This window comes from Paucibacter sp. B2R-40 (assembly GCF_025717555.1).
In the GTDB taxonomy this organism is placed as follows: domain Bacteria; phylum Pseudomonadota; class Gammaproteobacteria; order Burkholderiales; family Burkholderiaceae_C; genus Paucibacter_A.
This window is the reverse complement of the sequence record NZ_JAJIRP010000001.1, coordinates 236,866-260,773: the sequence shown is the minus strand read 5'-3', so window position 1 is coordinate 260,773 and position 23,908 is coordinate 236,866. Positions and strand designations below refer to the sequence as shown.

Below are 23,908 nucleotides of genomic sequence, written 5' to 3'. Positions count from 1 at the left end.
TACCGGGCATGGCAGTCTAATCACCAAGTTGCGACCCGATCAATATGATGGTCAGGCTATCATCAAACGCAATGGCCTGGCCAGCGTGGTCAACCCTCAAAAACAACGGAGACCTTATGCGATATGCCCTTACTACCGCTTCCTCGCTGAGCGCCGCATTGCTGGCCAGCCTCTGTGCAAGCAGCGCGCTCGCTTCCGGCTACCACTTCGGCACCCAGTCTGCCGCCGCCCAAGGCACGGCGAATGCCAACGCTGCCGAAGCCAGCGATGCCTCGCTGCTGTTCTACAACCCGGCCGGCATGACGCGGCTCAAGGGCATCAATGCCTCTGGCGTGCTCAATGTGGTGATTCCAGACGGCAAGTACACCGACCAAGGCAGCACCACGCAATTCAATCTGCCCACCGGCGGCGGCAATGGCGGAAAATTCGTCAAGACCACCGCCGTTCCTCACGCCTACCTGACCTATCAACTGAACAAGGATTTGTCGGCCGGCTTTGCGATGTTCGTGCCCTTCGGCTCGAAGAGCGAGTACGAGCCCGACTGGACCGGCCGCTACAACTCCATCGGCACCGAGCTGAAGACGATCGCGCTGAACCCTTCGATCGCCTACAAATTGAACGACAAGCTGAGCCTGGGCGCCGGCCTCACCGCGCAGTTCATTGAAGGCAAGCTGAGCAAGGGCGCCGACTTCGGTTCCGGGGCGCTGGCCCTGGTGGTGGAGCAGCAAGTGGCCGCGAACGCCCAGCCCGGCGTGCCGATCGAGGTCGTGCGCGCCGCCGTCATCAACAAGCTCAGCGGCTTGATCAAGCAAGTCTCCGGCAACCCGCTTTACTCGGGTGGCGTCAAGGTCGAAGGCGATGACTGGGGCTTTGGTTTCAACCTCGGCCTGATGTACCAGTACGACGAAAACACCCGCTTTGGCCTCGCCTATCGCTCCTCGATCAAGAACCGGCTTGAAGGCGAAGCAAAGTGGAACGTCAAAACACCCGCCGGCAATCTCGCCGCTCTATTGAATGGCGCGCTGCCCGGTGCTGGCTCACAGGTTGAAGCGCGCCTGCTGGCCGCCTATACCGACAGCGACGCCAGCCTCAAGGTGGACACGCCCGAGTCGCTGTCCTTCTCCTTCTTCAAGCAGGAGAACAAGCTCGCCGTGATGGGGGATCTGACGCTGACCCGTCATTCGCGTTTTAAAGAATTGCGCATCGATTTCGCCAACCAGCTGCCGGACTCGCTGACGCCTGAAGGCTGGATCAATACCTTCCGCGCCTCCTTCGGTGTCAATTACCTGCTCAACGACAGCATCAAGCTGCGTGGCGGCTTGGCCTTCGATCAGTCACCGGTCAGCCAAAGAACTCGTACACCGTCCTTGCCCGACAACGACCGCGCCTGGGTGTCGACCGGTCTGAACTGGAAGCTTGACAACAAGAGCTCCGTGGACTTTGCGCTCAGCTATGTGCATGTCAAAGACAGCCAGGTCAACAGTTTCGACAACGGCGGGCAAACCAACGCGATTGGATCGGCCATCTGCAACCCCAGCGGCAACACCTCAAGCTGCGCCACCGTGCGTGGCCGCTACCAGTTGAGCTCCGCATTGCTGGGCATCCAGTACAACCGGGAGTTCTGAATTCAGCCTTGAATTCACCGCAGCTTGACGGTTAGCCCTTGTAATTGGCTCGCTGCGGTGCGAGCATGAAGTATCAAAATTGTCTGGAGATACGCATGTTCGGAATCGATCTTGGCTGGCTCGCACTGATTGTGGTTTTGCTGCTGGCGGTGGCCGGTGTGATGCGCTGGGATCTGCTGCGGGCGATCGGGCGCGACGCACTCGAAAAGTCAGCCCAAACAAAGGGCGAAATCCCGGTCACCAAGGCCGCCGCCGAATTCGGCGAAGCACCGCGCGACTTGCACCATGCCGAACAGCATCAACAGCCCGCCCATCACAAGCCAGAAATCCACCGCTCGGGCAAAAGGCATTGAAGCCGTCGGGCCTTGAGCCCGGCAAATCGGAGGCCCGGCCAAGTTCAGGCAAGATGCCGGCCATTCCTGAACTTCATATTGCGCAGCAGCCATGGCCAACCGACTCTCTCAAATAGCCACCCGCACCGGTGACGACGGCAGCACCGGCCTGGGCGACGGCAGCCGCGTACCCAAAGATCATTTGCGCGTGCAGGCGATGGGTGACGTGGATGAATTGAACTCCAACCTCGGTGTGCTCTTGGCTGAGCCGCTGCCGGCCGATGTGCGCGAGTTGCTGATCACCATACAGCATGAGCTGTTCAACCTCGGCGGCGAACTCTGCATGCCGGGCTATGAGCTGCTGAAGATGGATGCCGTCTTGCGTCTGGATGAGGCATTGGCGCATTACAACGAGAAGCTGCCTCGGCTGAAGGAGTTCATCCTGCCGGCCGGCACACGCAGCGCGGCGATCTCGCATGTCTGCCGCACCGTGGCGCGCCGCGCCGAACGCGCAGTCGTCACCCTGGCCGCGCAGGAGACTATCAACGCCGCGCCGCGCCAATACCTGAACCGCTTATCTGACTTGTTATTCGTACTGGCTCGCGTGTTGAACCGGGCCAATCTGGATGGCCTGGGTGGCGACGATGTCTATTGGCACAGCGAACGCCTGCAGCGCCAGGACGCCGACGCCTAAACTTTCAATTAGACTGACCGAGGCAGTCATATTGCTGTCGCCTTGGACGGCCAAACTGGCCCGACCATTCAACTCAGGGAGATGATTCAAATGGGAATGTTCAGCAATATCCTCAGCAAGCTCGGCTTCGGCGCCAAGCCTGCAGCAGCAGTCGAAACGCCGGTAGCCGCCGCCCCCGAAGCAGCCCCCGCCGTGGTCGAAGTCGCGCCGGTCGCTATTTCGGTCGTTGATGTGGTCGCACAACTCGACAGTCTGGCTGCGGCACACGCCGAAAAACTGAACTGGAAAGTCTCCATCGTTGATCTGATGAAGTTGCTGGACCTGGACAGCAGCTTGGCCTCTCGCAAAGAGTTGGCCACCGAACTCGGCTGCCCGGCCGAAAAGATGGGCGACTCGGCGCAGATGAATATGTGGCTGCACAAGACCGTGCTGCAAAAGCTGGCGGACAACGGCGGCGATGTGCCGGTTGAATTGCTGAGCTGATTTTTTTACTAGCTCGGCATATGAGCTAGTCGCCAGACAAACTCCGCTGCACGGTCAGACGAAAGAGGTGTTTTTCTCTTTCGGAACTGGCCGGCAACCCCGGAGCACACCATGGCACAGATCACCGCAGCGGCAGTAGTTCTAGATCTAGAAAATCACAAATTTGGGCCAGCGCAAAGCCCGGCCCAATTAGAGCTTGGCATCGAGCCGGTTGGCATTCAAGACACCCGCGAGCCCAGTGTCTTGGTGCCGGCCACTCAAAGTGTGGGCTTCGCGCTCGGCTGGGACTATGCCCACCACGGCCTGACCCCACCGGCGCTGCAGCTTTATGCCAACTCACCGCTGCGCCAAGGCTTCCAGGCCGGCAGCGCCACTTTTGGCCGCCGCACCCTCAGCGCCAAGCGCCACACACAGCAATGGCTGCTGCTGCGCACCCATGCCTGGTCACGCGGGCGCAGCTTCGAAGATGTGCAGCTGACGCCCAATTACCTGCAGCAGATTGAGGTCGGCTTTTGCCCCATCACCCGCCAGCCGCTGGATGCCCACAAAGCCAGCCGCAACCAGGCACAGATTGACCGAGTTCGCGATGATGCCGGCTACGCTGCGGGTAATCTGGTGATGATGAGCCGCGCCGCCAATCTGGCCAAGGCCCACTATGGCTGGCAAGAGGCCGCCGAGGTGGCCCGCAGCGTCGAAGCAGGCCCTATCCACCGCATCGCAGGGCTGGGCTCAAGCGAGTGGCAGCGCGTCGCCTTGCTGTGCAGCTTTGTGACCGAGTTGCCGCATGAGCAGGCGGCCGCCCTGCCCTTGCTGGTCTTGCCACCCAATCGCCTGCGCTTGTTCAACCCCATCCAGGCCCTGCAAGCGATGCTGACGCGCCAGCTGGCCACGCCGGGCTGGAGTGCGCGCTTGGCGCGCATCGAAGCACTCTTGCCCAGCCAAGCCTGCAAGGCCGACTTCAATCGCTTTGTGCTGGCCTTGGCGCCGCGCGTGCTCGCTGTCAGCAATCTGCACCGCGAGCAAGAGATTCGCTGGGCGCTGGAAGATGCCTGGCAACAGCCGCTGCTGCTCAAGCGCTGGACCCGCTTTGCGCTGCACCTGAACGCGGCGCAGGCGGAAGCCTTGCTGCAACGTGCAGCCGCCAAACACCTGGTCAATGCCGTTCATGTGCAGCATATGAGCCAACCCAACGCCATTGATGGCTGGGCCTTGGAGCGGGGCGGATTTTGTGCCGTCAGCCAAGTCCAAGGGCATTAAATGGTTCGGCGCGCCGACCCCCTGAATGAGGGGGAGGACTACGAGGCCCAATTCACGCCCTCGTCACGAGCCGCAAGCACAGTCCATGTGCACCACCAGCGCTGACAGGGAGGAGGAATCGTCCGAAGTTTTGCAAAGGGGTGATTGAACATCACGAACCAAACACATCTCTCTTTTTGGAGCACCCCATGCAAAAGACTCTGCTCGCCCTGGCCCTCGCGGCTGCGGCCATCGCGCCGGCACAAGCGGCTTTGACAACTGGCGACCTGGCTTTCACATCGTTCAATGCCGATGAAGACGGCTTCTCTTTGGTCACGCTCGTCGGCATTGACGTCGGCACAAATCTGTATTTTTCAGACAACGAATGGAACGGCTTGGCGATCGGCAATGGCGGCAAGTTCATTGACGCCAATGAAGGTTCTGATCAGTGGGTGACATCGGCCTATATCAGCGCTGGCACCGTCTTGCGCTTTTCCAATATTGATAAGGCAAATGCCTCCGCAACTGGCTTGAAACGCGTTGGCACCGGGCTGCTCGCTCTGGGCAACTCGAACGAAACAGTCTATGCCTTCCTTGGTTCATCCACTACAGCGCCAACAACCTTTCTGGCTGCCATTACCAATGGAGGCTTTGCTCTGGCAACCGATGGCGTATTGACCAACACCGGACTGACCGTTGGCACTAGCAATGGCATTCGTTTGAACGCAAACAATACGTCCACAACTCCGGACTACGGCGTGTACGCAGGTGTTCGCTCCGGCCAGACGACATTCGACGGCTACAAGGCTTTGATTGGCGACGTTTCTAACTGGACAGTGGACACCACGAACGGTACTTACACCACAACCGTCCCCGACACCACCGCCTTCACGGTCGCAGCCGCTGTCCCCGAGCCACAAACCTACGCCATGCTGCTGGCCGGTCTGGCCGCTGTTGGCTTCGTGGCTCGCCGCCGCGCTGCCAAGTAAACGGAAACAAACAGGCCTGTCGAGCTTCAGCCCGGCAGGCCCACGCTGAGCCGCTCCAAGTCGCCGAACTGGTCTTGCAAAGCGACGTGGTAGCCCAGTGCTCCGAACCAATTGGCCCATTGTTGGGCCAATTTTTTTGTCGGTAGCCAGGGCCCGGTTTTATCGAGAATCACACGGTTGGCACGGCGCTCGTAGAAGACGACACGCCACATACCTGTGGAGACGGATTGACTGAAACTGTTGTTGAGCATGAGGAGGCGGCAATGTATCAGAGTAAGCCGTTACTTGCCTGTAAGCAGCGTCAAAGCTGAGCCAAAAACTCTTCCGAGCCAAGCACGCTGAACGCTGCCTGCTTCAAATCCCTCGCGTAGCGCACAAGACTGCTGCGTAACTTCGGGCAATCACTGACGACGTGATCCAGGCTCGCTTCGGCGCTCGCGGCCGATCGAGCCAGCGTGAGCAAAGGCAACGAACTGCCCTCGGCACTGGCCGACCCCTGCCCGCCCACTACCTCGGCGTAGGGTAAGAAATCGGCCAACAGCTCCAGTTGCTGCGCTTGATCAAGCTTGAAAGCGGGAAAGGCCAGTGCCTGCATCAAAGCCTGGGCCGATTCGGTCGCCACCAAGGCCTGGCACTGCCCCGTTTGCCAAGCCCTGCGCAATTGCTTGGACTTCGCATCATTGAGCAGCAGCGCCCTCAAGACCACGGCGGTGTCGAAGGCTACCCGCGGCGCGTGGTGTCGATTCATCGCTTGACCACCTGTGCCAAGGCGCGACTCAGACTCGCTTTCAAATCAGTCGTCGTGGCGGCTGCCTGGTTTCGTCCGGCGAGTGAAACAGGTCTCAATGGTTTGGCAGCCGCCTTTTTAGCAGCGCGTGGCTTGCCTGATTTGTTGGACGCTGCCGGTGCTGGCCAGGCCAGCGCTGACTCAATGGTTTTGGCGTCGATTTTGAGCTCGGCCAGCTTGGCCCTGAGCGCATCGCCACGTTGAATCCGCACCGGCGTCAGGATGATTTGCCCGGCCTTGTTTTCGACCTCGAAGTACTGCACCGGTCCGAGTTCATCGGTCACGCTTTTGGGCAGGGTCAGCTGATTTTTTGAAGTGAGTTTGGCGAGCAATTTTCGTCGTTTCGGAAAGTAAGGAATCATTACTTTCGCATTCCCTTGCAGCCGGAAACTACGAAAGCAATGAGCAGAAAATAGGACTGGCAGGACCTGACCCTCAACGCAAAATCAAGGGCCCAAAACGGGCTTGGACTGCACAGGAAAACAGGCCGAAAAAAAAGCCGCGGCACCCGGGCTCACGGCTCTTCAATCGTGGGCCATCTCGCGATGGCCGCGCTGGCTTGGGGTCAGTTCAGACCAGTGAACGCTGCAAGCGCAACTCTTCCAGACGGGTACCGGCGACCTCGGTGGTCTTGGCGCTGCCGAGCTCGCGCTTGAAGCCGGCCAACTCAAAGAAGCGCAGTGCTCGCTCGTTGCGCAGATAGGTCCACAAAGTCACCTTGGTGCAGCCCTCTTCTTGCAGACCGTCGCGGGCGGCGTCCCACAAGGCCAGACCCACGCCTTTGTCCCAATGGATGGGGTTGGCATACATGGCCCAGATCTCACCGGTGCTGGACGGTGTGCCCTTGTCGCGCGAACGGTCGAAGCCGACAAAACCCATCAGCTCGTTGTCGATATGGGCAACGATGACCTGGGGCTCACACAGGTCGATCGCTTCACGCCAAAAAGCCTGGCGTTTTTGCACCGAGAGTGCATCCAGCGCTGCGTCGGGCAGCAGCCCTTTGTACGCGTCCTGCCAAGCGGCAACATGAATTTCTGCGATGCCTTTGGCATCACGCAGTGTGGCGGGGCGAACCTGAATACTCGACATACGGAAGCAACTTTGCTGGAACAAATACGAATCGGAAGGGGCGCATTCTGCCCGCCAATGCGCGCTGCATCAGCGCTTGACAGCGCGAAATTTTCTTGGCCCTTGATTCAAAAATCGATCATCCCGACCTCAAGCGGCTTGCAAACCCTGCCTTTTGGCGAAGTCCTGCACACAGCGTTTGAGCGCCAATCGATTGGCTTTTTGCAGCCGAGCCAACAAGCTGTGTTCGGCCCTTTGCCCGGCGAGATCTTCGGCAAATCGCTCGCTCACATCGCTCTGAATACGCAATAACAGGTGCGCGGTCGTCATCGCGTCTGCCAGTGCACGGTGGGCGCGCCCAGAGTCCGGCAAGCGGTGAAATTGCGCCAAGGTTCCCAAACGGCAGTTCGGTGCTTCCGGGTAAAGCCGGCGCGAAAGCAAAACGGTGCAGGCAAAGCCCTCGTGAGACGGGTCGGATGCGCAACCCGCCAATGCCATCTCAGCCTGCCAGAAGCCCCTATCAAAGGCCGCGTTGTGCGCGACCAGGGGGCAGGCCCGTGTAAACGATGCCAGGTCCTGCATCACGCTTGCAGCGCTCGGTGCGTCGGCCAACATCTCATTGCTGATGCCGGTCAGTTCTTGAATGAATGGCGGCACCCAGGCGCCCGTTTTCATCAGGCTTTGATAACTGTCGACGATCTGGCCATCGCGCACCAGCACAGCAGCAATCTCGGTCGCGCGGCCGCCGCCGTTAGGAGACAAACCGGTGGTCTCAAAGTCGATCACCGCGATGGTTTGTGAGTTTCGCAGCGTCATTGTTGTGCAGCAGCCACCGGGTGCTTGATCGCATTGAGCAGCAGTTTGCGCTCCACAGCGGCATTGATGTCGATGCCGCTGTGATCGGCAATTTGCAGCAGGTAAAGCATCACGTCAGCAATTTCTTCACCGAGATGCTGGTGCTTGGCCGGATCGGCCGCGATCTGCTGAGACTGCTCAGGCGTCAGCCATTGAAAAATTTCCACCAGCTCGGCCGCCTCGACCACCATCGCCATGGCCAGGTTTTTGGGAGTTTGAAACGGCTGCCAGTTGCGCTCGATGGCGAACTTGCGCAGCCGCATTTGCAAGTCTTCGATGTTCATGGGAGGCAAGTGTGGCATGGCTGTAGCCCCTCAGGGGCCGACTGTGCAGATCCGAAGAATGTTCAAGCGGCTCTTATTCATATCAATTCAATCTTTTAACTTAGTAGTCTTAGTAGAGGGCGCCTGATTCTGTGGATAAGCCTAAATTCATCAATCCTGACAAGTAGTTAGCTCGACTCAAAGCTTGTGGGTGGAAGGCTGCTGCTGCTGTACGCGAAACGCGAACAACTTTCAAAGCTCAGTTTCGGCTGTGGATAACTACTTGGTTAATCATTTTTTATCCACAGCCTTGTTCCTTGACAGCGCTGGCCCTGCCGAGGCAGGGCGGAAACGGACCCAAAAAGGACGAAAAAAAGGGGTCCCAATCGGGACCCCTTTGGCCATCAAGGCCAGTGCTCGCTGCCGAGGCTGAATCAGCCCAAATTGACCTGCGCCTTGCCTACCGGCACCCTGACCCTTTGTACCGAGGCGACCGGGCTTGTAGGGGCCAGGCCGCCGCTCAGCGGAGTCAGCTTCTTGAAATCGCACACCAACTCGGTCTTACTGAGGTTGACGAGGGCATAGCCTTGCGCGTTCGCATCGGCATAGCGCAACCAAGGGTTGTTGATTGCCGGTGGCACGCCGGTCGTGCTGTTGGCAAAGGGGTTCATCCGCTTGATCACCTCGCTGGCGGGCACAAAAGCGACCGGAATGCCCAGGGCCGTTGCCAGCTTCTGCGCGATCAAGCCGTACAGCGTCATGGCCGGCACCGATTTGGATGCACCCGCCAAACCCGCATTGGTGGCGGCAATGGTGTCGCCCATATGCGCGGCCAGGGTCTCATTGAAGGTGTTGATGACGGCTGTGCTCAAGCCGGGGGTAGGCTGCACGGCGGCCAAGGGGATCAAGCCGGCGCCAATTGCGGCCATCACGGCCGCTTGCACCGCAGCCGTGTTGCTCAGATCGGTGACGCCGGAGGCGATCGCAATCGCTGCCGACAGCATCTGGATCGCGATGCCTTCGCACTCGACCTCATTGACCAGCACCAGCGGTTTCACCGGCGCAAAGCTCGGGTCGGCCGCCGCGCCGACAAAGTAGCTGAAGAAGGAGTTGCTGGAAACGCCGGCCGTCACCAGGTCCACCATCACCGCTTTCGGCGTGGCTGCCTTGTAGTCGTCCATCACCTCGCCAGCAAAGAAGGCATGCAGATCGCCGGTGATGGCGACCACATTGCTGATCTTGTTGCTGCTGAGGTGGCCCATCAAGGCCTTGCGCTCGGCGTTGTAGCCATCCCATTGATCGGCGTTCAACACGAAGTTGGTTTTGAGCGCCGCCGGTGCGGTGGGCAGCGCCGCGCCGTCCACGCCCATTTTCAATAGCGAGGTTTCGTTACCCCAGATCTTCCATAGCGCGGTGGAGGCCTTCATCGTCTCCATCCACCACTGGCGCTGGCTGGTGCCCAGCATGGTGACCAGCGTCATCGGGTCGGGCAAGCCGTTGGCCGTGGCCGCAGCGATTTTTTGCGCCTCGATGCCGGCCAGGGTGGCCTCGGGCACCATATAGCGCGCACCGATTGAGCCCAGCGGCTTGCCGGTCAAGGGGCTGGGTGCCGCCTCGGGGATGATGTGGTCGGCGCGGTAAAGGCGCTCATCCGTCATCACCAGATGCATCAGCTTGCCGAACTTCAGATCACGGTAGATGCGGATATTGCTGACGCCCAAGCCGGCTTCCAGCGAGAAGGAAATCTCCGCCGGCATGAACTCGAACCAGGCCTGGCTGGCCGAGCGCCGACGCGTCGGCTGGGCGGTGTTGTCGGCAGCGCCGGTAGCGGCGTTGAATGTGCCGTTGTCATAGGTGGAGCGGTCCTGCCAGCAGTCATCCGAGAACTCATGGTCATCCCAGATCGCCACAAAGGCAAAGCGCTCATGCAGCGCTTGCAAGCGCGCATCGCTGCGATAGCGTTTGTACAGATAGCGGTAGTCGGCCAGCGTGCTGGCGTACTTGCCGCCGCCCTCAAGCGCCGCGCCGTCTGGCAAGACCAGGGGTGTGTGGCCGGGTTCGACCGCACCGGCTTGGTAGCTGGCACCCACTGCCTCGTAGATGTAGTCGCCCAGATGGACGATGAAATCGGGGTTCTCGGCCAAGAGGCTGTTCATGCCGGCCCAATGATTGACGCTCCAGTCCTGGCAGGTCATGAAGGCGAACTTCAAGGCATCGATGTCGGCATCGGCGGCCGGCGCGGTCTTGAAACGGCCGACATTGGAGCGGCTGTCGCCGGCGACGAACTGGTAGTAGTAGGTCGTGGCGGCCTTGAGGCCGCTGACCTTGTGGCGCAAGGTATTGTCGTAAAAGGCATAGACGGGCACATCGACTTCGGCGTCCATCGCGCCGCTCAGCGCGGTGTTGCCACCCAGCGAGGCCGAGTTGTCAGCGCTGCTGATACGCAGCTTGAGTTTGAAGTTGGCTTCTGTGGCCGAGGTCTTGATGTCGTCGGCCGCATTAGGCACGACCCGCGCCCACAGCAGTGCGCCGTCGCTCTTGGGGTCGCCCGAGGCGATGGATTGCGGGAACTTGAAGGTGCCCGTGGCCGCCGGGGTGTCCGGCAAGGGCGTGCCGGTGCCGGGGAAGGTGGGTGGCAAGGGTTCAATGGTGGGGCCGCCGTCGCCGCCGCCCATGCAACCCGAGAGTCCGGTGAGCGCCGATGAGGCGGTGATCAAAGCGCCGGTTTGAATGACCGATTTGCGCAAAAAACTGCGTCTGTCCATGATGGGTCTGCCTGTCTAAGGTGAAGGCCGGGGCCGCTCGGGTGGAGTCGGCCCGGCCGGGACAAGGGTTGGCTGAATAGCGCTCAGAACTTGTAGTTCAGCTGCACGCCAAAGGTCTTGGCCGAGCTTTGAAAATTGCCACGCGCGGTCGAGAAGGCGCAGCTGCAAGGCGTAATGCCCTCGCCGTCGTCGGTGGCCGCCATCGGCGCGTCCTTGAGCTTGATATAGCCAAAGGAAAGGTCGAGATCGAGTTGCGGGCTGAATTTGTAGTTGCTGCCCAAGGCAAACCAGGTGCGATCTGAATCCGGCAGCGAGGGGCTGCGGTAGACGGCGCTGACCGGTGACTTGTCATAGCTGACACCGGCCCGCAAAAGCAGGTCCGGATTGAGGCGCCAGTTGCCGCCCAGGGAAACCCTCCAGGCATTTTTCCAATGCTCAGCGGTGATGGACGGCGCTGCCGTGCTATCGAAATTGATGGATAAAAACTCGAAGCGCGAGTAGCGGTACCAGGTCGCGTCCATCATCAGCGCGAAGCGTTCGTCCAGTTGGCGAAAGGCTTGGAAGGACAGCGATTCAGGTGTGTCCGCCTTGATGCTGGCGCCCGAGTCGTTGTGGTCGAGCTTGCTATGGCCGTCGGATGGCTTGCCGGTCACGCCGGCCAGCACCGAAGCGGGCAGATTGCTGGGTTGGGTCCAATCGGCCGTGCCCTTGAGCGTGTGGGCAATGCTGGAGCGCCAGGCCAGGCCAAAGCGAGTATTGGTATCGGGCTCCCACAGCAAGGCCAGATTGGCGCCGTAGCCCCAGCCGTCACCCTTGATCTTGATGGAGCCGTCAAGGCCGGCGTTGCCGAAGACCTGGCTGGCCTGGCGCTGCAAATCCTGCGCCAAACCGGGTGCTCCGCCGGCGGCCGCTTGTTGAGCCGCTGCCAAGAGGCCGGAGGCATAGATTGAGGCGTAGGGTACGGCGCGCTTCAATTCGCCGTCCATGTATTCGGCCGTCACACCAAAAGCGAGCGACAGGTTTGAACTGGGCTTCCAAGCCACATTGGGATTGAAAGCCATGGACTTCAGATCGATGGAGCGCAGGTTGTAGCGCCCGCCCCAGTTCTCCCCATATTCCAACTTGGCGCCAAAGGGGACGAAGGTCCCCATGCCAAAGGCCAAGCTGTCGGAATATTTGTAGCTGGCGTAAAGATGGGGCACCACAACCGATTTGGCCGGGCTTTGAGTATCGCCAACGGCGGATATCGGCCGCGGCTGCAGGCCCGAGCCTGGCAGCGCAATCGTCGAGCCGGCGTCGGTGAATTTCACATCAGGCTTGACGTAATCAAGCACGCCGGAAAAACGCAAACCGGACAGCCGCGTCAGCGCCGCAGGGTTGGCAAAAATGGTGCTGGCGTCGTTGCCTTCGGCGCCATTGGCATTGGCTGTGCCCTCGGCGGCGGCGCTTTGGGTGCCGAAGTGATAGCCGGCGGCTGCGGCCTCACGAACAGGCATGGCCATCGCCAAACTACTCAAGGTCAGCATCGCCAAGGCCCGGCGATGCTGAAGCGCGCGCGCAAGGCGCTGCGGCTGGTTTGCCTTCATGGTGTCTCCTATTTTCAAAAAGGCCCCGCTCATCACTGAAGCGTCGGGGCTCATCCGGTCTGCCAAGGCCTGCGAACAAGGTTTGGCAACGAACATTCATTTTGCAAAAAGAGCGATGCGTGAGGGCAAAGGGTAAGCACCCGAGCTGTCGGTAGGCCCCAACGAATCCTGAGCGATTAGAGACCTTCGTCCAAAAAATTCATAGCCCCAGCGAGGGATTTGGGGCAAAGAAAAATGGCGCCTGTCAATCAGGCAATGCCAATGACCTTGTGCATTTGCACCGAGAGCCGCCATAGCGGATGGGACATGCAATAGGCCACCGCATCACGCGTGTGTTGGGCCTTCAAAATGCTGTCCATGGGCTGCAAGAAAAAATGCTCGAAAGCCAAGTTTTCGAAGCGTTCAGGCCGCGCCAAGGGCTGCGGAAACACCAGCTTGAGCTCATGGCCCTGGGTCAAGACCAGCTCGGCATCGGCCTTGGGGCTGACACAGATCCAGTCCAGGCCTGCCGGTGCGGGCTGGGTGCCATTGGTCTCGACCGCGATCTCGAAGCCGCGCGCGTGCAGCGCGTCTATCAAGGCGGCATCAATCTGCAAGAGTGGTTCGCCGCCGGTGCAAACGACATAGGGCTTGCCTGGCATGCCGACCGGCCATTTCGAAGCGATGGAGGCCGCTAGCTCCTCGGCATTGGCAAACTTGCCACCGCCCTCGCCATCGGTGCCGATGAAGTCGGTGTCACAGAATGTGCAGACGGCGGACGCGCGGTCTTCCTCTCTGCCGTTCCACAAATTGCAGCCGGCAAAGCGGCAAAACACCGAGGCACGACCGGCTTGAGCGCCCTCGCCCTGCAGCGTGTAGAACATTTCCTTGACGGCGTAGCTCATACGGGAATCACCGGCCCATCCACATCGGCACTGACGATGGACCCGCAACCGCGCGTTTCGTACATATCAACCCGGTCCAGCTGCGGCAGCACCGCGCGACCCTTGGCCAGCACCCAGGCAGCCAAGCTCGCAGTGTCGCCATCGGGCAGGTCGGCAATTTCGAACAGCGGCCTGTGATCGATCGCTTTGAAAATCGGGTCGAACTGCGTTTTCACGTCGCCAAAGTCGACCGTCCAGCCCATCAGCTGATCCAACTCGGCACTCAGGTGCAAGCGCAGCGTATAGGTGTGGCCATGGATGCCGCGCAGCGGGTTTTCGGCGGGTGCACGCTTGAGCTGGATCGCGCTGTCCAGCGTCAGCTCTTTCCAGATGCGGTAGTTCGTGCCGTCGAAGTTGGCGCCGCAGGAGCCAGTCTCGTAGACGGTCAGCCATGACAGCTCGGGCAACTGCGGCTTCATGCGTGCCCATAGCCAGGCCGATATGACTTCGCTGGTCGGGTTACTCAACCCCTCGATTTCATTCAGACATTGGTAGTTGAGCAGCATATGAAACGGCGCCCAGACCTCGTCCAGATGGTCGTAGTCAATGCTCAGATCGCGCTCACCCAAATCCTGGTTGGCGTGCACGATGACCTCGAAACCATGGCCATGCATGCGGCCACATTTATGCCCGGCCGGCACATTGGGCAGCTTGTGCGCAGCTTGGAAACGATAGCGCCGCCAGACATGAGCGATGCCGTCGGCGTCCAAGTCGACGCCCGAATGTTGGGTGCTGTGAATGCCCACCTGCTGGATACCGGGCACGCCGAATTCGCTCTCCAAACGCTGCTTGATCCAGCGGGCGATGTTCTCGTCGGTCGGCTCCGCAATCGAATGATTCAGCAGCGCGTGATCGAGCGGCGCGGCGCAAGCTTCCAACCGACGGCGCAATTCTTCCACCTCGGCGCCCGGGAACGGTGCCCAGCCCGCAGGCAGATGAGCCCGGATGGTGGCGAAATAGCTGTGGCCATGCAGGCCGCGACTGCGGTGGCCTTCAGGCAGGGCCGAGATCTGGCAGGCAGACTCGAAGCTGCAGGAAGCGGAGTAAATCGTTTGAGTGCGCATAAATGAATTTTTTGCCGGCCGACGGGGCAAGGCCTGTGCGAGCGTCATGAAAGCTGCGCCCTGTATCTATCTTCTTATTGTAATTTTTATACTTGGTAGTCGTAGTAGTGCATGCCACTTGCTGTGGGTAAGTCGGTTTTATTCAGTCAATTCAAAGACTTGGCCAAGGCCAAACAATGTGCGCCGATGCGCCTGAACAATTGCACGGGCGTACAACAACTTTGCAAAGCTCGCCCGGTCTGTGGATAAGCTGTCAGTTGTTCAAGTTTTGTCCACAAACTTACCCACAGGACGGCAAGCCTTCAGCAACGGTGTATGAGACCCTGGGCTTTGCGCTGATAGTGCAGCAAGCGGCCGCTATAAGCCGGCACACCCGCGCCGGCCAGCGATTTGATACTTTGATCATGCAGGGTATAGCCCAGCGCCGCCATATGCTTGCTGAAGGCAGAGCGGTTGCCGCGATTGGGGTCGACGATCATCACTTCGCTGGCGGGCAGCGCATGTTGGTTGATGAAGTCTGCCAAGGTGCCGGCCTCATCGCGCTCATACAGCACATCGCTGCCCATGATCAAGTCAAAGCGACCCTGCACCATTGGCACGCGCAGACTGGGCGTTTGGCCTGGGATCAGTGCCGCCCAGTTGCCATGACAGTAGCGCAGCGGCGGTAGATCGTTGAGGCGCAGATTTTCCAGCATGAAGCTGGCGGCCAGCGGATGGCAGTCGCTGGCGGTGACGAGGCTGCCGCGGCGGTGGCTGACCAGGCTGGCCAGTCCGAGGCCGCAGCCGATCTCCAGGATGCTCTCGCCGTTGACCATATCGCGCTTGGCCATGGCCTCGGCCAGATGCAGGCCAGACGGCCACAGCAAGCCGAACAAAGGCCAGGCGGCCGAGGAGATGCCGAGCGCCTCGGCCTCGCCCAATGGGTCGGCGAATTGCTGCTTATCGAGCAGCGAGCGGATGATCAGCGTGGCTGCGCCTTCAATGCTGATGCATTCCTGCTTATACAAAAAACCGGGCATGTCGATTTCCCTGACGGGTCACCATGCACTGCTTGAGCGAGCGCAGGGTCATTCAATCGGCGCAATGCAGCACGGGGATGGTCGGGTCAAACGTCGGTGTAGGCGATGACGGGAGGCAGGCACGGAGGCAAGACGAAGTGCCCTCAGTGTAGGGCCCGCCAGGCTTTGGCTTGCCTTATCTGCGCCCGCCGCGCGACTGCCAGAGCGGCTTCTTGCCCTTCAGGTGGCGCTCGATCCCGTCGTTGAGTCGGCTGCGCAGATCAACCACATCCTTGACTTGACCGTAGACACCGGGGAAGCGCAGATCCAGCCACAGCCACAGCGTGCAGGCCCGCAGCGCCTGCTCCATGCGGTCGAGTCGGCTATGTTCGTCCACTTCCTGCAAGAACCAGGGCGATCCGGCCTTGCCGGTGATCGCGTGGCGGTGTGTCCATTCGAGGAACTGCTGCACCTGCGCGTCGGTGCGCGTGTCGACCGGCGCTTGCGCATAGATAAAACGTTGCTTGAGCCCCAGCGAGCCGGCGCTGCGGTCCAACTCATCGGCCAACTCCAGCATCTGCTCCAGTTCGGCCACCTCGAAATGCGCATCATCCAGCCGCAGCTGATCCATGAAGACGGTCAAAACCGCATGCAGCTTGTTGATGCCGAGTCGGGTGGCGATGGTGTTCACATGCCACCAGTTCGGCGCCACTGCGGCCTTGAACTCACGCGGCGCGCGGGGCGTCTTCGGCAGTAGCTCCTTGAGCGTGCGGGCGGCCTTGACCTCGGCCTCGCGCAAGACGCCGACAAAGCCTTCGTCATGCATGCCATAACGCCCCGCCCGGCCGGCAATCTGGTGCACCTCGGAGACGGTCAGATCGCGGTCGCCCTGGCCGTCGAACTTGCTCATGGTGCTGAACAAGACCCGACGAATCGGCAGATTCAGGCCCATGCCGATCGCATCGGTGGCGACCAGAATATGGCTGGCGCCTTGGGCAAAACGCTCGGCCTCGCGCCTGCGCACCTCGGGCGGCAGCGCGCCATAGATGACCGAGACCGGGTGGCCCTCGGCGGCGATCTGGTCGCGCAGCATCAAGACTTCGCGACGGCTGAAGGCCACCACCGCATCGCCCTTTTTCAGGGACGCGATCGGCACCGGCGCGGGCAGTAGCTGCACCTCTTGCTTGCGCTCGAAATGGCGCACCGTGCAGCGCTCGCCGCACAGGCCCAAGAGGTTTTCAATCGCCGGCACCGCATAGGCCGAGCAGATGATGATCAGCTCATTCGCCGGCACCGCCACGATCGCTTGCGTCCAGGCCCAGCCGCGGTAGAGATCGAACAGCATCTGCGCTTCGTCGATCACCGCCACGTCGATGGGGCGCGTGGTGTTGACCATCTCGATGGTGCTGGACACCACCCGTGAGCCTTCAGCCGGCACATTTTCTTCACCGGTCAACAGCGAGCAGGGCACGCCGCGGCCGACCAGGCGGTCACGGCCCTCGAGCGCCAGCAGGCGCAACGGTGCCAGGTAGGCACCGTCATGGGCTTGAGTTAGGCGTTCGAACGCCGCATGCGTCTTGCCGCTGTTCGGCGGGCCCACAAACAGTGTGACGCTGCGCTGCAAGCGGCGCGCGGCGTCAAAAGTGTCGGGGTAGCCTTGAAACGCCAGCTCGCTGTTCAGGCCGGCCAGGGTGTTGAGTTCGGCGACGCGGTTTTCCCAACGGTCTTGGGCGCGGGTGCAGCCGGCTTTCAATTCCGCGATGCCTTGCGGCGTGGCGCATTCGGCTTGCAAGCGCGGCAGCAGCGAGTCCATATGCTCGGCGTGCCCGGAGGCGCTGCGCGCCAACAAGCCTTCGATATGGGCGAGCAGCTCGGCCGCATATTCGTACGCGGGCTGTGGGCCGATGGCGGCCTGCAGTGCTGCGGCGTCACCGCTGCGGAAGAAGTCCCAGATCGGACCGTCATCGGCGCTGACCTTGAAAGCCACAGGCACTTGCCAGCCGGCATGAGAGAGCTTCAAGGGCTGGCTGCACAAGCGACTCCAGGCCAGGCCGCTGCGACTCAGGCCGGCGGCCTCCAATTGCACCGCGCGTTGCTGCATCAGCGCGCGCACGCCGGGCGCGGTGCCGACGACGTCGAGATGCGCCAGCGCCACGCCCATCAATTCGGGCGCGATCCAGCGGCTGGGTCTTGCGCCCGCGACCGCTTTTTGCAGCAGGATCAAACCCTGTTGGTCGAGTTGTTCCTCGATGTCCTTGTCCTCGCCGAAATCCGCCGGCGTGCTGACCTGAGGCAGCTGATAGGCGGCTTGGCGAATACGCAGCAATTGCTCGGGCCCGATTTCGGGCGGCAGGCGGCTCAAGTGGCGAGCGACCGGCAGGGCGGGGCCCTTGTTGGCGACGGGGGGCTTGGTTTGTTGTTTGCTATTTTCAATCACCCCAAGAGTGGACCACAGCTTGAGCGGCGCATGCATCTTTGCATTGACTTAGGGATGGGAGCCGAGCCTCCATTTCCCGACACTCGGGCGCGGCTCGCGCCATTCCGGCCCGGCTCATTCTTGTCAATCGTGCCAACGAGGTTCTCACCATGCCCATGCAATACCCAGGTCATATCGTCAAGGTCGGCGAAACGGACGTCGCCGTCGTCAAAGCACTCAAAGCGCGTTTGAATGCGGATTTAGGCTTCCGCAGCGACCCCGCCCTGCTCCTGGATGAGACCGATGGCAACTTCGGCCCCAAGATGCGCCAGGTGGTCAAGCTGTTTCAGGCCCGCAATGTCGACACCGAAGGGCGCCCGCTGAAACAAGACGGCGAGGTCGGCGCCATTTCTTGGGCGATCCTGTTTGGCCAGCAAGCGGTGCAGAATCTGGGGCAGGCGATCGATCCTTTCTTGGCCGAAGTCATCAAGGTGGCACAAGGCGAAGAGGCCAAGAAAGTGCGCGAACAGCCACGCAACTCCAATGGCGGCCCCGAGGTGGACAGGTATTTAGCCAGCGTCGGGCTCAGCAGCGGCTATTCCTGGTGCTGCTCCTTCACTTTCTGGTGTTTCGAGCAGGCGGCATTCAAACTCAAGCGCAGCAATCCCATGGTCAAAACGGGGGGCTGCCTGAGGCATTGGCAAGAAGCGCCGAGCAAGGGCGCCAAGCTGATTGCTGCCGGCGCCGCGTTGGCCGATCCGGGCCTGTTGCGGCCGGGCATGTTGTTCATCATGGATCATGGCAAGGGTCTCGGCCACACTGGCCTGATCGAGTCCGTCGCCGGTGGCTTGCTCACCACCATCGAGGGCAATACCGACGGCAGCGGTACCCGCGAAGGCGGCGGCGTCTACCGCTTGGTGCGCAAAGTCAGCGAGATCAACAAAGGCTATATCGACTATTCGGGCGTGCGCTGAGTTAGCCTATGCTGCCCCGAAAATGGGGTCAGGTTCATTTATTTGCCGACGCTCGTCCGCAAAAATGAACCTGACCCCATTTATTTTGGCCACTGTTATTCTTTGCAATTGCCCTCCTAGCCCAGCCCCTCATGGAACACCACTCTTGGCTGAATGCCCCCTTGATCTATCTCAGCGCCGCCGTGTTGGCGGTACCGTTGGCGCGGTTCTTGGGGTTGGGCTCCATCCTCGGCTATCTGGCGGCCGGCATCGTGATCGGGCCCAGCATGTTGGGATGGGTCAGTGACCCGAAGGCGATTCTCGAATTTGCCGAGTTTGGTGTGGTCTTGATGATGTTCCTGGTCGGTCTGGAGCTGGAGCCGCGCCGCCTCTGGGCGATGCGCCGACCGATCTTTGTGTGGGGCAATGTGCAGTTGCTGGGTTCGGCCGCCTTGATGTGCTTGGCGGCCGTCGCATTGGGCGTGCCCTGGCGGATGGCGCTGGTCGCCTCGATCGGCTTGGCCATGTCATCGACCGCCGTGGCCATGGCGGTGCTGGGCGAGCGCAATCTGGCGCCGACCAGCGCCGGCCAGGGCATCTTGAGTGTGGCCTTGTTGCAAGACATTGCCGCCATTCCGCTGCTGGCCTTGATCCCGCTCTTGGCCCTCGGTGGCGACAGCCATCCGCAGGGCAGCGCCTGGCTGAGCGCGGCCAAGGCAGTCGGCGTGATTGCAGCCATCGTGCTGGGCGGGCGCTTGCTGCTGCGCCCGGCGCTGCGCTGGATCGCACGCAGCAAGACGCCGGAAATTTTTACCGCCGCCGCCCTGCTCTTGGTGGTGGCCACGGCCTCCTTGATGCAGGCGGTCGGCCTGTCGATGGCACTCGGCGCTTTTCTGGCCGGTGTGCTCTTGGCCGAGAGCGAATATCGCCATGAGTTGGAAACCGACATCGAGCCCTTCAAAGGCCTGCTCTTGGGGCTCTTCTTCATCGCCGTCGGCATGGGCCTGGAGTTGACCGTGTTGCGCGAGCAGCCGCTGCTGATCGCGGCGATGGTCTCCGGTCTGTTGTTGATCAAGGCGGTCGTGCTGCTGCTGATGGCGCGCTGGATGCCGCTGCCCTTGCTGGAGCGCCCGGTGTTCGTAATCTTGCTGGCGCAGGGCGGCGAGTTCGGTTTTGTGGTGTTTCAAACCGCCACCCAGGCCGGCATCATCAGCGCCGGCCAGTCCTCTTCCCTGGTCGCGGCAGTCGCCTTGTCCTTGTTGTGCACGCCGGCCCTGCTCTTGATCAGCCAGCGCTGGATCGAACCCTGGCTGGCGAAGTACTGCGCGCCCAAGCCGACGCTGAAGGAGATTGACCAAGCGCAAGACGCGCCCATCATCATTGCCGGCTTTGGCCGCTACGGCCAGATCGTCGGCCGTCTGCTCTATGCCAACGGACTGCCCGCGACCGTGCTGGAGCATGACAGCGAGATGATAGAGTCCGTGCGCAAATTCGGCTGGAAGCCCTTTTACGGCGACGCCACGCGCCTGGACCTGCTGCGCATCGCCGGAGCCGCCAAAGCCCGTGTGCTGGTGCTGGCCATTGATGACGTGACCCAGAGCCTGCAATTGGCGGCCTTGGCGCGGGAGCATTTCCCGCAGTTGCAAATCGTCGCCCGCGCCCGCAATGTTCAACACTATTACGGGCTGCGTGACTTGGGCGTGACCATGATCGAACGCGAGACGCTGGACGCAGCCCTGACGAGCGCTCGCTCGGTGCTGGAGTTGATGGGCTTTGAGCCTCAAGAGGCCAGCGATTCGGCGCTGCGTTTCCGCCGTCACAACGTGGCCCAGCTGGAATTGCTTTATCCCCATCATCACGACCAGGCCCAGCTGATCGCGATGACGAAACAAGGCCGCCAGCAGCTTGAGGAGCAGTTTGCGCAGGAGCGGGAAATGGCACTCAAGCGCGGCAGCAAGGGCTGGATCGCGCAGGCGGAGCAAGAACCTACACTGCCGCGAGCTTGAGTCCTTGTTTGCGGCACAAATTGACGCGCCGCCACGAGCCTCTATTCATCAGGAGAGTGATGTTTGAGTTTGCCTAACGACGCAGTAAAAGTAGCAGCAGCAAGCTTGACGCCGCCAGACCGGACCATGAGCCGGGTAGCTCGCCTGATCCAGTTTCAGGCGGTGTTCATTGCCGAGCAGACGCAGCCGCTCGACGATGTGCAGGCGATGCGTGAAGCCTATGGTGCAGTTGCCACGACCGAAGAGCGGCTGCTGGAGCGGGCCGCCAGGCTGGCGCCGCAGCTTGGCCTCGACAAAGCCATGGCCAGCGGGCGCGAGCGCTTGATCGTCGTGGCCTTGCTCGCGGCCGGCTTGGTCGGCCTGTTGTCTTACGGCCTGGTTTTCAACGTCGTCGGCCATGACAGGCGCATCAATGCGATGGCTGCCTTGGTCGCGGTGCTGGGCCCACATTTTCTGAGCTTGTTGCTGTGGCTCGCGGCGCTGTTGCTGGGCGGCTCAGGCGGCGGCTTGGCCAAAGGCTTGCTGAATTTGAGTACCCGCCTGCCTGGGCTGGGCGGTCAGGCCAGCCGCCTGTTGTTGCGGGCCACGCTAGCAGTGATGGCGCGCTCAAGCGGCCTGACGGCCTGGTTATTCGGTTTGATGACGCATCTTGTGTGGTCGCTGGCCTTTGTGTTCACTCTGCTGGGCTTGCTGTTCGCTTTTTCGTTTTTGTCCTATCAGCTGACTTGGGAAACCACCATTCTTGACGGCGAGACTTTCGCGCGTTTTGCCCGGGCTGCCGGTCGCTTGCCGGCGCTGTTCGGCTTCGCCACGCCGGCGGTCGACCATTTGCTCGATGGTCATGGCGATCACCGCGCTTGGGCGATCTGGTTGCTGGGCTGCACCTTGGTTTACGGCCTAGGCCTGCGCTTGGTGCTGGTGCTTGTGAGCGGCTTACGCGCTTGGCGTCTGTTGAAGGGCCTGGCCTTGCAGGATGGCAGCGACCCCTATGTGCGCCGCCTGATGGAGCGTTTTGACGCGCTGCAGCCCGTGCAGTTGCTCGATGCCGAGTCGCCGCTTGTCAAGCCGCCCGCGCCGGCTCGCAACACCGCCGGCTTTTCCGCAGGCCTGGCCCTGGTCGGCTTCGAGCTGCCCGACAGCCAAGCATGGCCGCCAATCGCTGAATGGCCACCGGCCCTGTTAGCCGCCCGCAGCGACGGCAGCGTCGCCGACAAACGCCAACTGCTGGAGCGCTTGCAGCAGCTCCAGCCCGCGCTGCTGCTGCTGGTCTGCAACGCAGCCGCCAGCCCGGACCGCGCCACCGAACGCTTCTTGCGCGCAGCCCGCAGTCATGCCAGGCAGAACGCCCTGCTGCTTGCAGGGGCGGCAGAGCATGAGGCGTCGACGCAGCGTTGGCAAGAGTGGTTGGCGCAGATTGAATTCGAGACGGTGTTTACCGACAGCGCCGAGGCCGCCGCCTGGGCCCAGGCTGGAGTGCGAGCCCATGGCTAAGCCGATTGCGCTGGCCCTGGTTGGCCACACCAACGCCGGCAAGACCTCCTTGCTGCGTACGCTGACGCGCCGGGCCGACTTCGGCGAAGTCTCGAACCGGCCCGGCACGACCCGCCAGGTTGAAGCATTAGGGCTGCGCATCGACGGTCGCGACGCGCTGCGTTTTTTGGACACGCCTGGCCTCGAAGATGCGCCCGCCCTGCTCGACTATGTGCAGCAGCTCGATGCCGGTCTGAGCCGTGAGCAGCGCTTGCAGGCCTTCTTGAGAGGGCCGGCCGCCCAGGATGAATTCGAGCAAGAGGCCAAGGTCTTGCGCTGCTTGCTTGAGGCCGATGCCGCCTTATTGGTGATCGACGCGCGTGAAGTTCCGCTGCCCAAATTTGCCAGTGAGATCGAGCTCTTGATGCTGTGTGCCAGGCCCTTGATGCCGGTGCTGAACTTCGTGTGCCACCCGCATGCGCAGGAGCCGGCCTGGCGCCGGCTCTTGGCCGACCATGGCCTGCATGCCTATTTGCGCTTCGACGCAGTCGCGCCGTTTGTGGGCGCCGAGCAGCATTTGTATGCCGACCTCGGCGCCTTGCTGCCGGAGCGGCGCGAAGCTTTGACCGCGGTGGCCGAGCATCTGCGGCGCGAGGCCCAAGCGCGCCGCGCGGCCAGCCTGACTTTGATGTCTGACTTGCTGCTCGGCCTAGCGGCCTACCGCGAAACTATTCAGAAGGCGAGCTTGGCCGATCCGGCCCAGAAGGCGCGCCGCATCGCTGCCTTTCAAGCGCAGGTGCTGGCGCGCAGCCGCGCGGCCCAAATCCAGCTCCTGGGGCTGCACGGCTTTGGTCCGGACAGCGCCGAGGCGGCCGAGTTGCCGGCCCTGAGTGGGCGCTGGGAATCCGAACTGTTCAACGCGGAGGTCTTGAAGTCGGCCGGCAAGCGCCTGGGCGCAGGAGCGGCCATCGGCGGCGCAATCGGCCTGGGGCTGGACGTGGCGCTGGCCGGCTTGTCGCTGGGCGCGGCGGCCACGGTCGGCGCCGCCATCGGCGGGGTCGCGTCGCAGGGCCTTGGTGCGGTGGGCCGCAGCTTGGGCAACAAGCTGCGCGGCATTGCCGAGCTGAGCTTGGAGGATAGCGCCTTGCTGCTGCTGGCGGCGCAAGGCCTGACCCTGTTGCAGGCGCTGGAGCGGCGCGGCCATGCGGCGCTGGAGGTCCTGCAAATCAAAGCCGAGCTGGCTTTCAACGCCGAGCAAGTTGCCGCACTGGCGGCCGCCTTCCGCGTGGCCCGCGCTCATCCAGATTGGGCCGTTACGGCGCAGCTGTCGCCGTCCGAGGCTGCCCAACAGCAGCGCCACAGCAAGGCCGTGGCGACGGCCTTGGGGCTGTAGAC

The 23,908-nt window shown here is 61.7% G+C and carries 22 protein-coding genes and 1 pseudogene; 10 read left to right on the top strand and 13 right to left on the bottom strand.

Features of this window, described 5'->3' with window-relative positions; all coding sequences use genetic code 11:
• Positions 1 to 116: 116 nt before the first annotated feature.
• The 6 genes from LNV09_RS01120 to LNV09_RS01095 all read left to right on the top strand — a co-directional run bounded on the left by LNV09_RS01120 (position 117) and on the right by LNV09_RS01095 (position 5,359).
• Positions 117 to 1,625, top strand: a complete 1,509-nt coding sequence (locus tag LNV09_RS01120; protein ID WP_263555226.1) for an OmpP1/FadL family transporter — start codon at positions 117 to 119, stop codon at positions 1,623 to 1,625.
• A gap of 95 nt (positions 1,626 to 1,720) precedes the next feature.
• The gene (locus tag LNV09_RS01115; RefSeq protein ID WP_263555225.1) at positions 1,721 to 1,978 is read left to right on the top strand and encodes a hypothetical protein; all 258 of its coding nucleotides are present in this window, start codon (positions 1,721 to 1,723) and stop codon (positions 1,976 to 1,978) included.
• Between the two features lie 91 nt (positions 1,979 to 2,069).
• Positions 2,070 to 2,651, top strand: coding sequence for a cob(I)yrinic acid a,c-diamide adenosyltransferase (locus LNV09_RS01110; protein ID WP_263555224.1), 582 nt, complete (start codon positions 2,070 to 2,072; stop codon positions 2,649 to 2,651).
• A gap of 90 nt (positions 2,652 to 2,741) precedes the next feature.
• Positions 2,742 to 3,134: a DUF3597 domain-containing protein gene (locus tag LNV09_RS01105; RefSeq protein ID WP_263555223.1), complete on the top strand. Its 393-nt coding sequence runs from the start codon at positions 2,742 to 2,744 to the stop codon at positions 3,132 to 3,134.
• 111 nt (positions 3,135 to 3,245) lie between these two features.
• Complete coding sequence (locus LNV09_RS01100; protein ID WP_263555222.1) at positions 3,246 to 4,391, top strand: hypothetical protein; 1,146 nt, start codon at positions 3,246 to 3,248, stop codon at positions 4,389 to 4,391.
• Between the two features lie 188 nt (positions 4,392 to 4,579).
• The gene (locus LNV09_RS01095) at positions 4,580 to 5,359 is read left to right on the top strand and encodes a PEP-CTERM sorting domain-containing protein (RefSeq protein ID WP_263555221.1); all 780 of its coding nucleotides are present in this window, start codon (positions 4,580 to 4,582) and stop codon (positions 5,357 to 5,359) included.
• Positions 5,360 to 5,385: 26 nt separating this feature from the next.
• Here LNV09_RS01095 and LNV09_RS01090 read toward each other — a convergent pair whose 3' ends face one another.
• The 12 genes from LNV09_RS01090 to LNV09_RS01035 form a co-directional block, all read right to left on the bottom strand.
• Complete coding sequence (locus tag LNV09_RS01090; RefSeq protein ID WP_263555220.1) at positions 5,386 to 5,610, bottom strand: hypothetical protein; 225 nt, start codon at positions 5,608 to 5,610, stop codon at positions 5,386 to 5,388.
• A gap of 50 nt (positions 5,611 to 5,660) precedes the next feature.
• Positions 5,661 to 6,107, bottom strand: coding sequence for a PIN domain-containing protein (locus tag LNV09_RS01085; RefSeq protein ID WP_263555219.1), 447 nt, complete (start codon positions 6,105 to 6,107; stop codon positions 5,661 to 5,663).
• Positions 6,104 to 6,430, bottom strand: coding sequence for a hypothetical protein (locus tag LNV09_RS01080; protein ID WP_263555218.1), 327 nt, complete (start codon positions 6,428 to 6,430; stop codon positions 6,104 to 6,106). Before LNV09_RS01080 ends, LNV09_RS01085 begins: the two co-directional genes overlap by 4 nt.
• Before the next feature lie 286 nt (positions 6,431 to 6,716).
• Positions 6,717 to 7,235: a GNAT family N-acetyltransferase gene (locus tag LNV09_RS01075; protein ID WP_263532767.1), complete on the bottom strand. Its 519-nt coding sequence runs from the start codon at positions 7,233 to 7,235 to the stop codon at positions 6,717 to 6,719.
• Between the two features lie 129 nt (positions 7,236 to 7,364).
• A complete protein-coding gene (locus tag LNV09_RS01070) occupies positions 7,365 to 8,030 on the bottom strand; it encodes a 3'-5' exonuclease (protein ID WP_263555217.1) in 666 nt (221 codons plus the stop codon).
• Positions 8,027 to 8,353 carry a nucleotide pyrophosphohydrolase gene (locus LNV09_RS01065; protein ID WP_263555774.1) on the bottom strand — a complete coding sequence of 109 codons (327 nt, stop codon included), beginning with the start codon at positions 8,351 to 8,353 and terminating at the stop codon, positions 8,027 to 8,029. The genes LNV09_RS01070 and LNV09_RS01065 overlap by 4 nt, the downstream gene beginning before the upstream one ends.
• A gap of 413 nt (positions 8,354 to 8,766) precedes the next feature.
• The gene (locus tag LNV09_RS01060; RefSeq protein WP_263555216.1) at positions 8,767 to 11,097 is read right to left on the bottom strand and encodes an alkaline phosphatase D family protein; all 2,331 of its coding nucleotides are present in this window, start codon (positions 11,095 to 11,097) and stop codon (positions 8,767 to 8,769) included.
• A gap of 83 nt (positions 11,098 to 11,180) precedes the next feature.
• Positions 11,181 to 12,683, bottom strand: a complete 1,503-nt coding sequence (locus LNV09_RS01055) for an OmpP1/FadL family transporter (RefSeq protein ID WP_263555215.1) — start codon at positions 12,681 to 12,683, stop codon at positions 11,181 to 11,183.
• Between the two features lie 248 nt (positions 12,684 to 12,931).
• On the bottom strand, positions 12,932 to 13,567 hold the full coding sequence (gene queE / locus LNV09_RS01050; protein WP_263555214.1) for a 7-carboxy-7-deazaguanine synthase: 636 nt from the start codon (positions 13,565 to 13,567) through the stop codon (positions 12,932 to 12,934).
• A complete protein-coding gene (locus tag LNV09_RS01045; RefSeq protein WP_263555213.1) occupies positions 13,564 to 14,670 on the bottom strand; it encodes a 6-pyruvoyl trahydropterin synthase family protein in 1,107 nt (368 codons plus the stop codon). Before LNV09_RS01045 ends, queE begins: the two co-directional genes overlap by 4 nt.
• Before the next feature lie 302 nt (positions 14,671 to 14,972).
• Entirely contained in the window at positions 14,973 to 15,689 is a 717-nt protein-coding gene (locus tag LNV09_RS01040) for a class I SAM-dependent methyltransferase (RefSeq protein ID WP_263555212.1), read from the bottom strand.
• A 175-nt stretch (positions 15,690 to 15,864) separates the two neighbouring features.
• Positions 15,865 to 18,141 (bottom strand): helicase-related protein, encoded by a 2,277-nt coding sequence (locus tag LNV09_RS01035; protein ID WP_263555211.1) that lies wholly within the window; start codon positions 18,139 to 18,141, stop codon positions 15,865 to 15,867.
• A 113-nt stretch (positions 18,142 to 18,254) separates the two neighbouring features.
• Here LNV09_RS01035 and LNV09_RS01030 point away from each other — a divergent pair, with 113 nt between their 5' ends.
• Both LNV09_RS01030 and kefC read left to right on the top strand, forming a co-directional pair.
• On the top strand, positions 18,255 to 19,058 hold the full coding sequence (locus LNV09_RS01030) for a CHAP domain-containing protein (protein ID WP_263555210.1): 804 nt from the start codon (positions 18,255 to 18,257) through the stop codon (positions 19,056 to 19,058).
• Between the two features lie 131 nt (positions 19,059 to 19,189).
• Positions 19,190 to 21,043, top strand: a complete 1,854-nt coding sequence (gene kefC / locus LNV09_RS01025) for a glutathione-regulated potassium-efflux system protein KefC (RefSeq protein WP_263555209.1) — start codon at positions 19,190 to 19,192, stop codon at positions 21,041 to 21,043.
• Between the two features lie 73 nt (positions 21,044 to 21,116).
• On the opposite strand, the pseudogene LNV09_RS24785 reads toward kefC, so the two are convergent.
• Positions 21,117 to 21,164 (bottom strand): annotated as a pseudogene (locus LNV09_RS24785) (hypothetical protein); the annotation flags it as partial.
• Between the two features lie 5 nt (positions 21,165 to 21,169).
• Here LNV09_RS24785 and LNV09_RS01020 point away from each other — a divergent pair.
• Together LNV09_RS01020 and LNV09_RS01015 are read left to right on the top strand one after the other, a co-directional pair.
• A complete protein-coding gene (locus LNV09_RS01020) occupies positions 21,170 to 22,534 on the top strand; it encodes a DUF2868 domain-containing protein (RefSeq protein WP_263555208.1) in 1,365 nt (454 codons plus the stop codon).
• Entirely contained in the window at positions 22,527 to 23,906 is a 1,380-nt protein-coding gene (locus LNV09_RS01015; RefSeq protein ID WP_263555207.1) for a GTPase/DUF3482 domain-containing protein, read from the top strand. Before LNV09_RS01020 ends, LNV09_RS01015 begins: the two co-directional genes overlap by 8 nt.
• Positions 23,907 to 23,908 lie beyond the last annotated feature (2 nt).

What these genes read in the sequence shown, in the direction of transcription:
- LNV09_RS01055 (WP_263555215.1), bottom strand. Translation starts at nt 12,683, where the DNA reads ATGAAGGCAAACCAGCCGCAGCGCCTTGCGCGCGCGCTTCAGCATCGC.
- LNV09_RS01110 (WP_263555224.1), top strand. Translation starts at nt 2,070, where the DNA reads ATGGCCAACCGACTCTCTCAAATAGCCACCCGCACCGGTGACGACGGC.
- LNV09_RS01085 (WP_263555219.1), bottom strand. Translation starts at nt 6,107, where the DNA reads ATGAATCGACACCACGCGCCGCGGGTAGCCTTCGACACCGCCGTGGTC.
- LNV09_RS01090 (WP_263555220.1), bottom strand. Translation starts at nt 5,610, where the DNA reads ATGCTCAACAACAGTTTCAGTCAATCCGTCTCCACAGGTATGTGGCGT.
- kefC (WP_263555209.1), top strand. Translation starts at nt 19,190, where the DNA reads ATGGAACACCACTCTTGGCTGAATGCCCCCTTGATCTATCTCAGCGCC.
- LNV09_RS01060 (WP_263555216.1), bottom strand. Translation starts at nt 11,097, where the DNA reads ATGGACAGACGCAGTTTTTTGCGCAAATCGGTCATTCAAACCGGCGCT.
- LNV09_RS01015 (WP_263555207.1), top strand. Translation starts at nt 22,527, where the DNA reads ATGGCTAAGCCGATTGCGCTGGCCCTGGTTGGCCACACCAACGCCGGC.
- LNV09_RS01115 (WP_263555225.1), top strand. Translation starts at nt 1,721, where the DNA reads ATGTTCGGAATCGATCTTGGCTGGCTCGCACTGATTGTGGTTTTGCTG.
- LNV09_RS01030 (WP_263555210.1), top strand. Translation starts at nt 18,255, where the DNA reads ATGCCCATGCAATACCCAGGTCATATCGTCAAGGTCGGCGAAACGGAC.
- LNV09_RS01045 (WP_263555213.1), bottom strand. Translation starts at nt 14,670, where the DNA reads ATGCGCACTCAAACGATTTACTCCGCTTCCTGCAGCTTCGAGTCTGCC.
- LNV09_RS01035 (WP_263555211.1), bottom strand. Translation starts at nt 18,141, where the DNA reads ATGCATGCGCCGCTCAAGCTGTGGTCCACTCTTGGGGTGATTGAAAAT.
- LNV09_RS01095 (WP_263555221.1), top strand. Translation starts at nt 4,580, where the DNA reads ATGCAAAAGACTCTGCTCGCCCTGGCCCTCGCGGCTGCGGCCATCGCG.
- LNV09_RS01040 (WP_263555212.1), bottom strand. Translation starts at nt 15,689, where the DNA reads ATGCCCGGTTTTTTGTATAAGCAGGAATGCATCAGCATTGAAGGCGCA.
- LNV09_RS01070 (WP_263555217.1), bottom strand. Translation starts at nt 8,030, where the DNA reads ATGACGCTGCGAAACTCACAAACCATCGCGGTGATCGACTTTGAGACC.
- LNV09_RS01105 (WP_263555223.1), top strand. Translation starts at nt 2,742, where the DNA reads ATGGGAATGTTCAGCAATATCCTCAGCAAGCTCGGCTTCGGCGCCAAG.
- LNV09_RS01020 (WP_263555208.1), top strand. Translation starts at nt 21,170, where the DNA reads ATGAGCCGGGTAGCTCGCCTGATCCAGTTTCAGGCGGTGTTCATTGCC.
- LNV09_RS01100 (WP_263555222.1), top strand. Translation starts at nt 3,246, where the DNA reads ATGGCACAGATCACCGCAGCGGCAGTAGTTCTAGATCTAGAAAATCAC.
- LNV09_RS01065 (WP_263555774.1), bottom strand. Translation starts at nt 8,353, where the DNA reads ATGAACATCGAAGACTTGCAAATGCGGCTGCGCAAGTTCGCCATCGAG.
- LNV09_RS01075 (WP_263532767.1), bottom strand. Translation starts at nt 7,235, where the DNA reads ATGTCGAGTATTCAGGTTCGCCCCGCCACACTGCGTGATGCCAAAGGC.
- queE (WP_263555214.1), bottom strand. Translation starts at nt 13,567, where the DNA reads ATGAGCTACGCCGTCAAGGAAATGTTCTACACGCTGCAGGGCGAGGGC.
- LNV09_RS01120 (WP_263555226.1), top strand. Translation starts at nt 117, where the DNA reads ATGCGATATGCCCTTACTACCGCTTCCTCGCTGAGCGCCGCATTGCTG.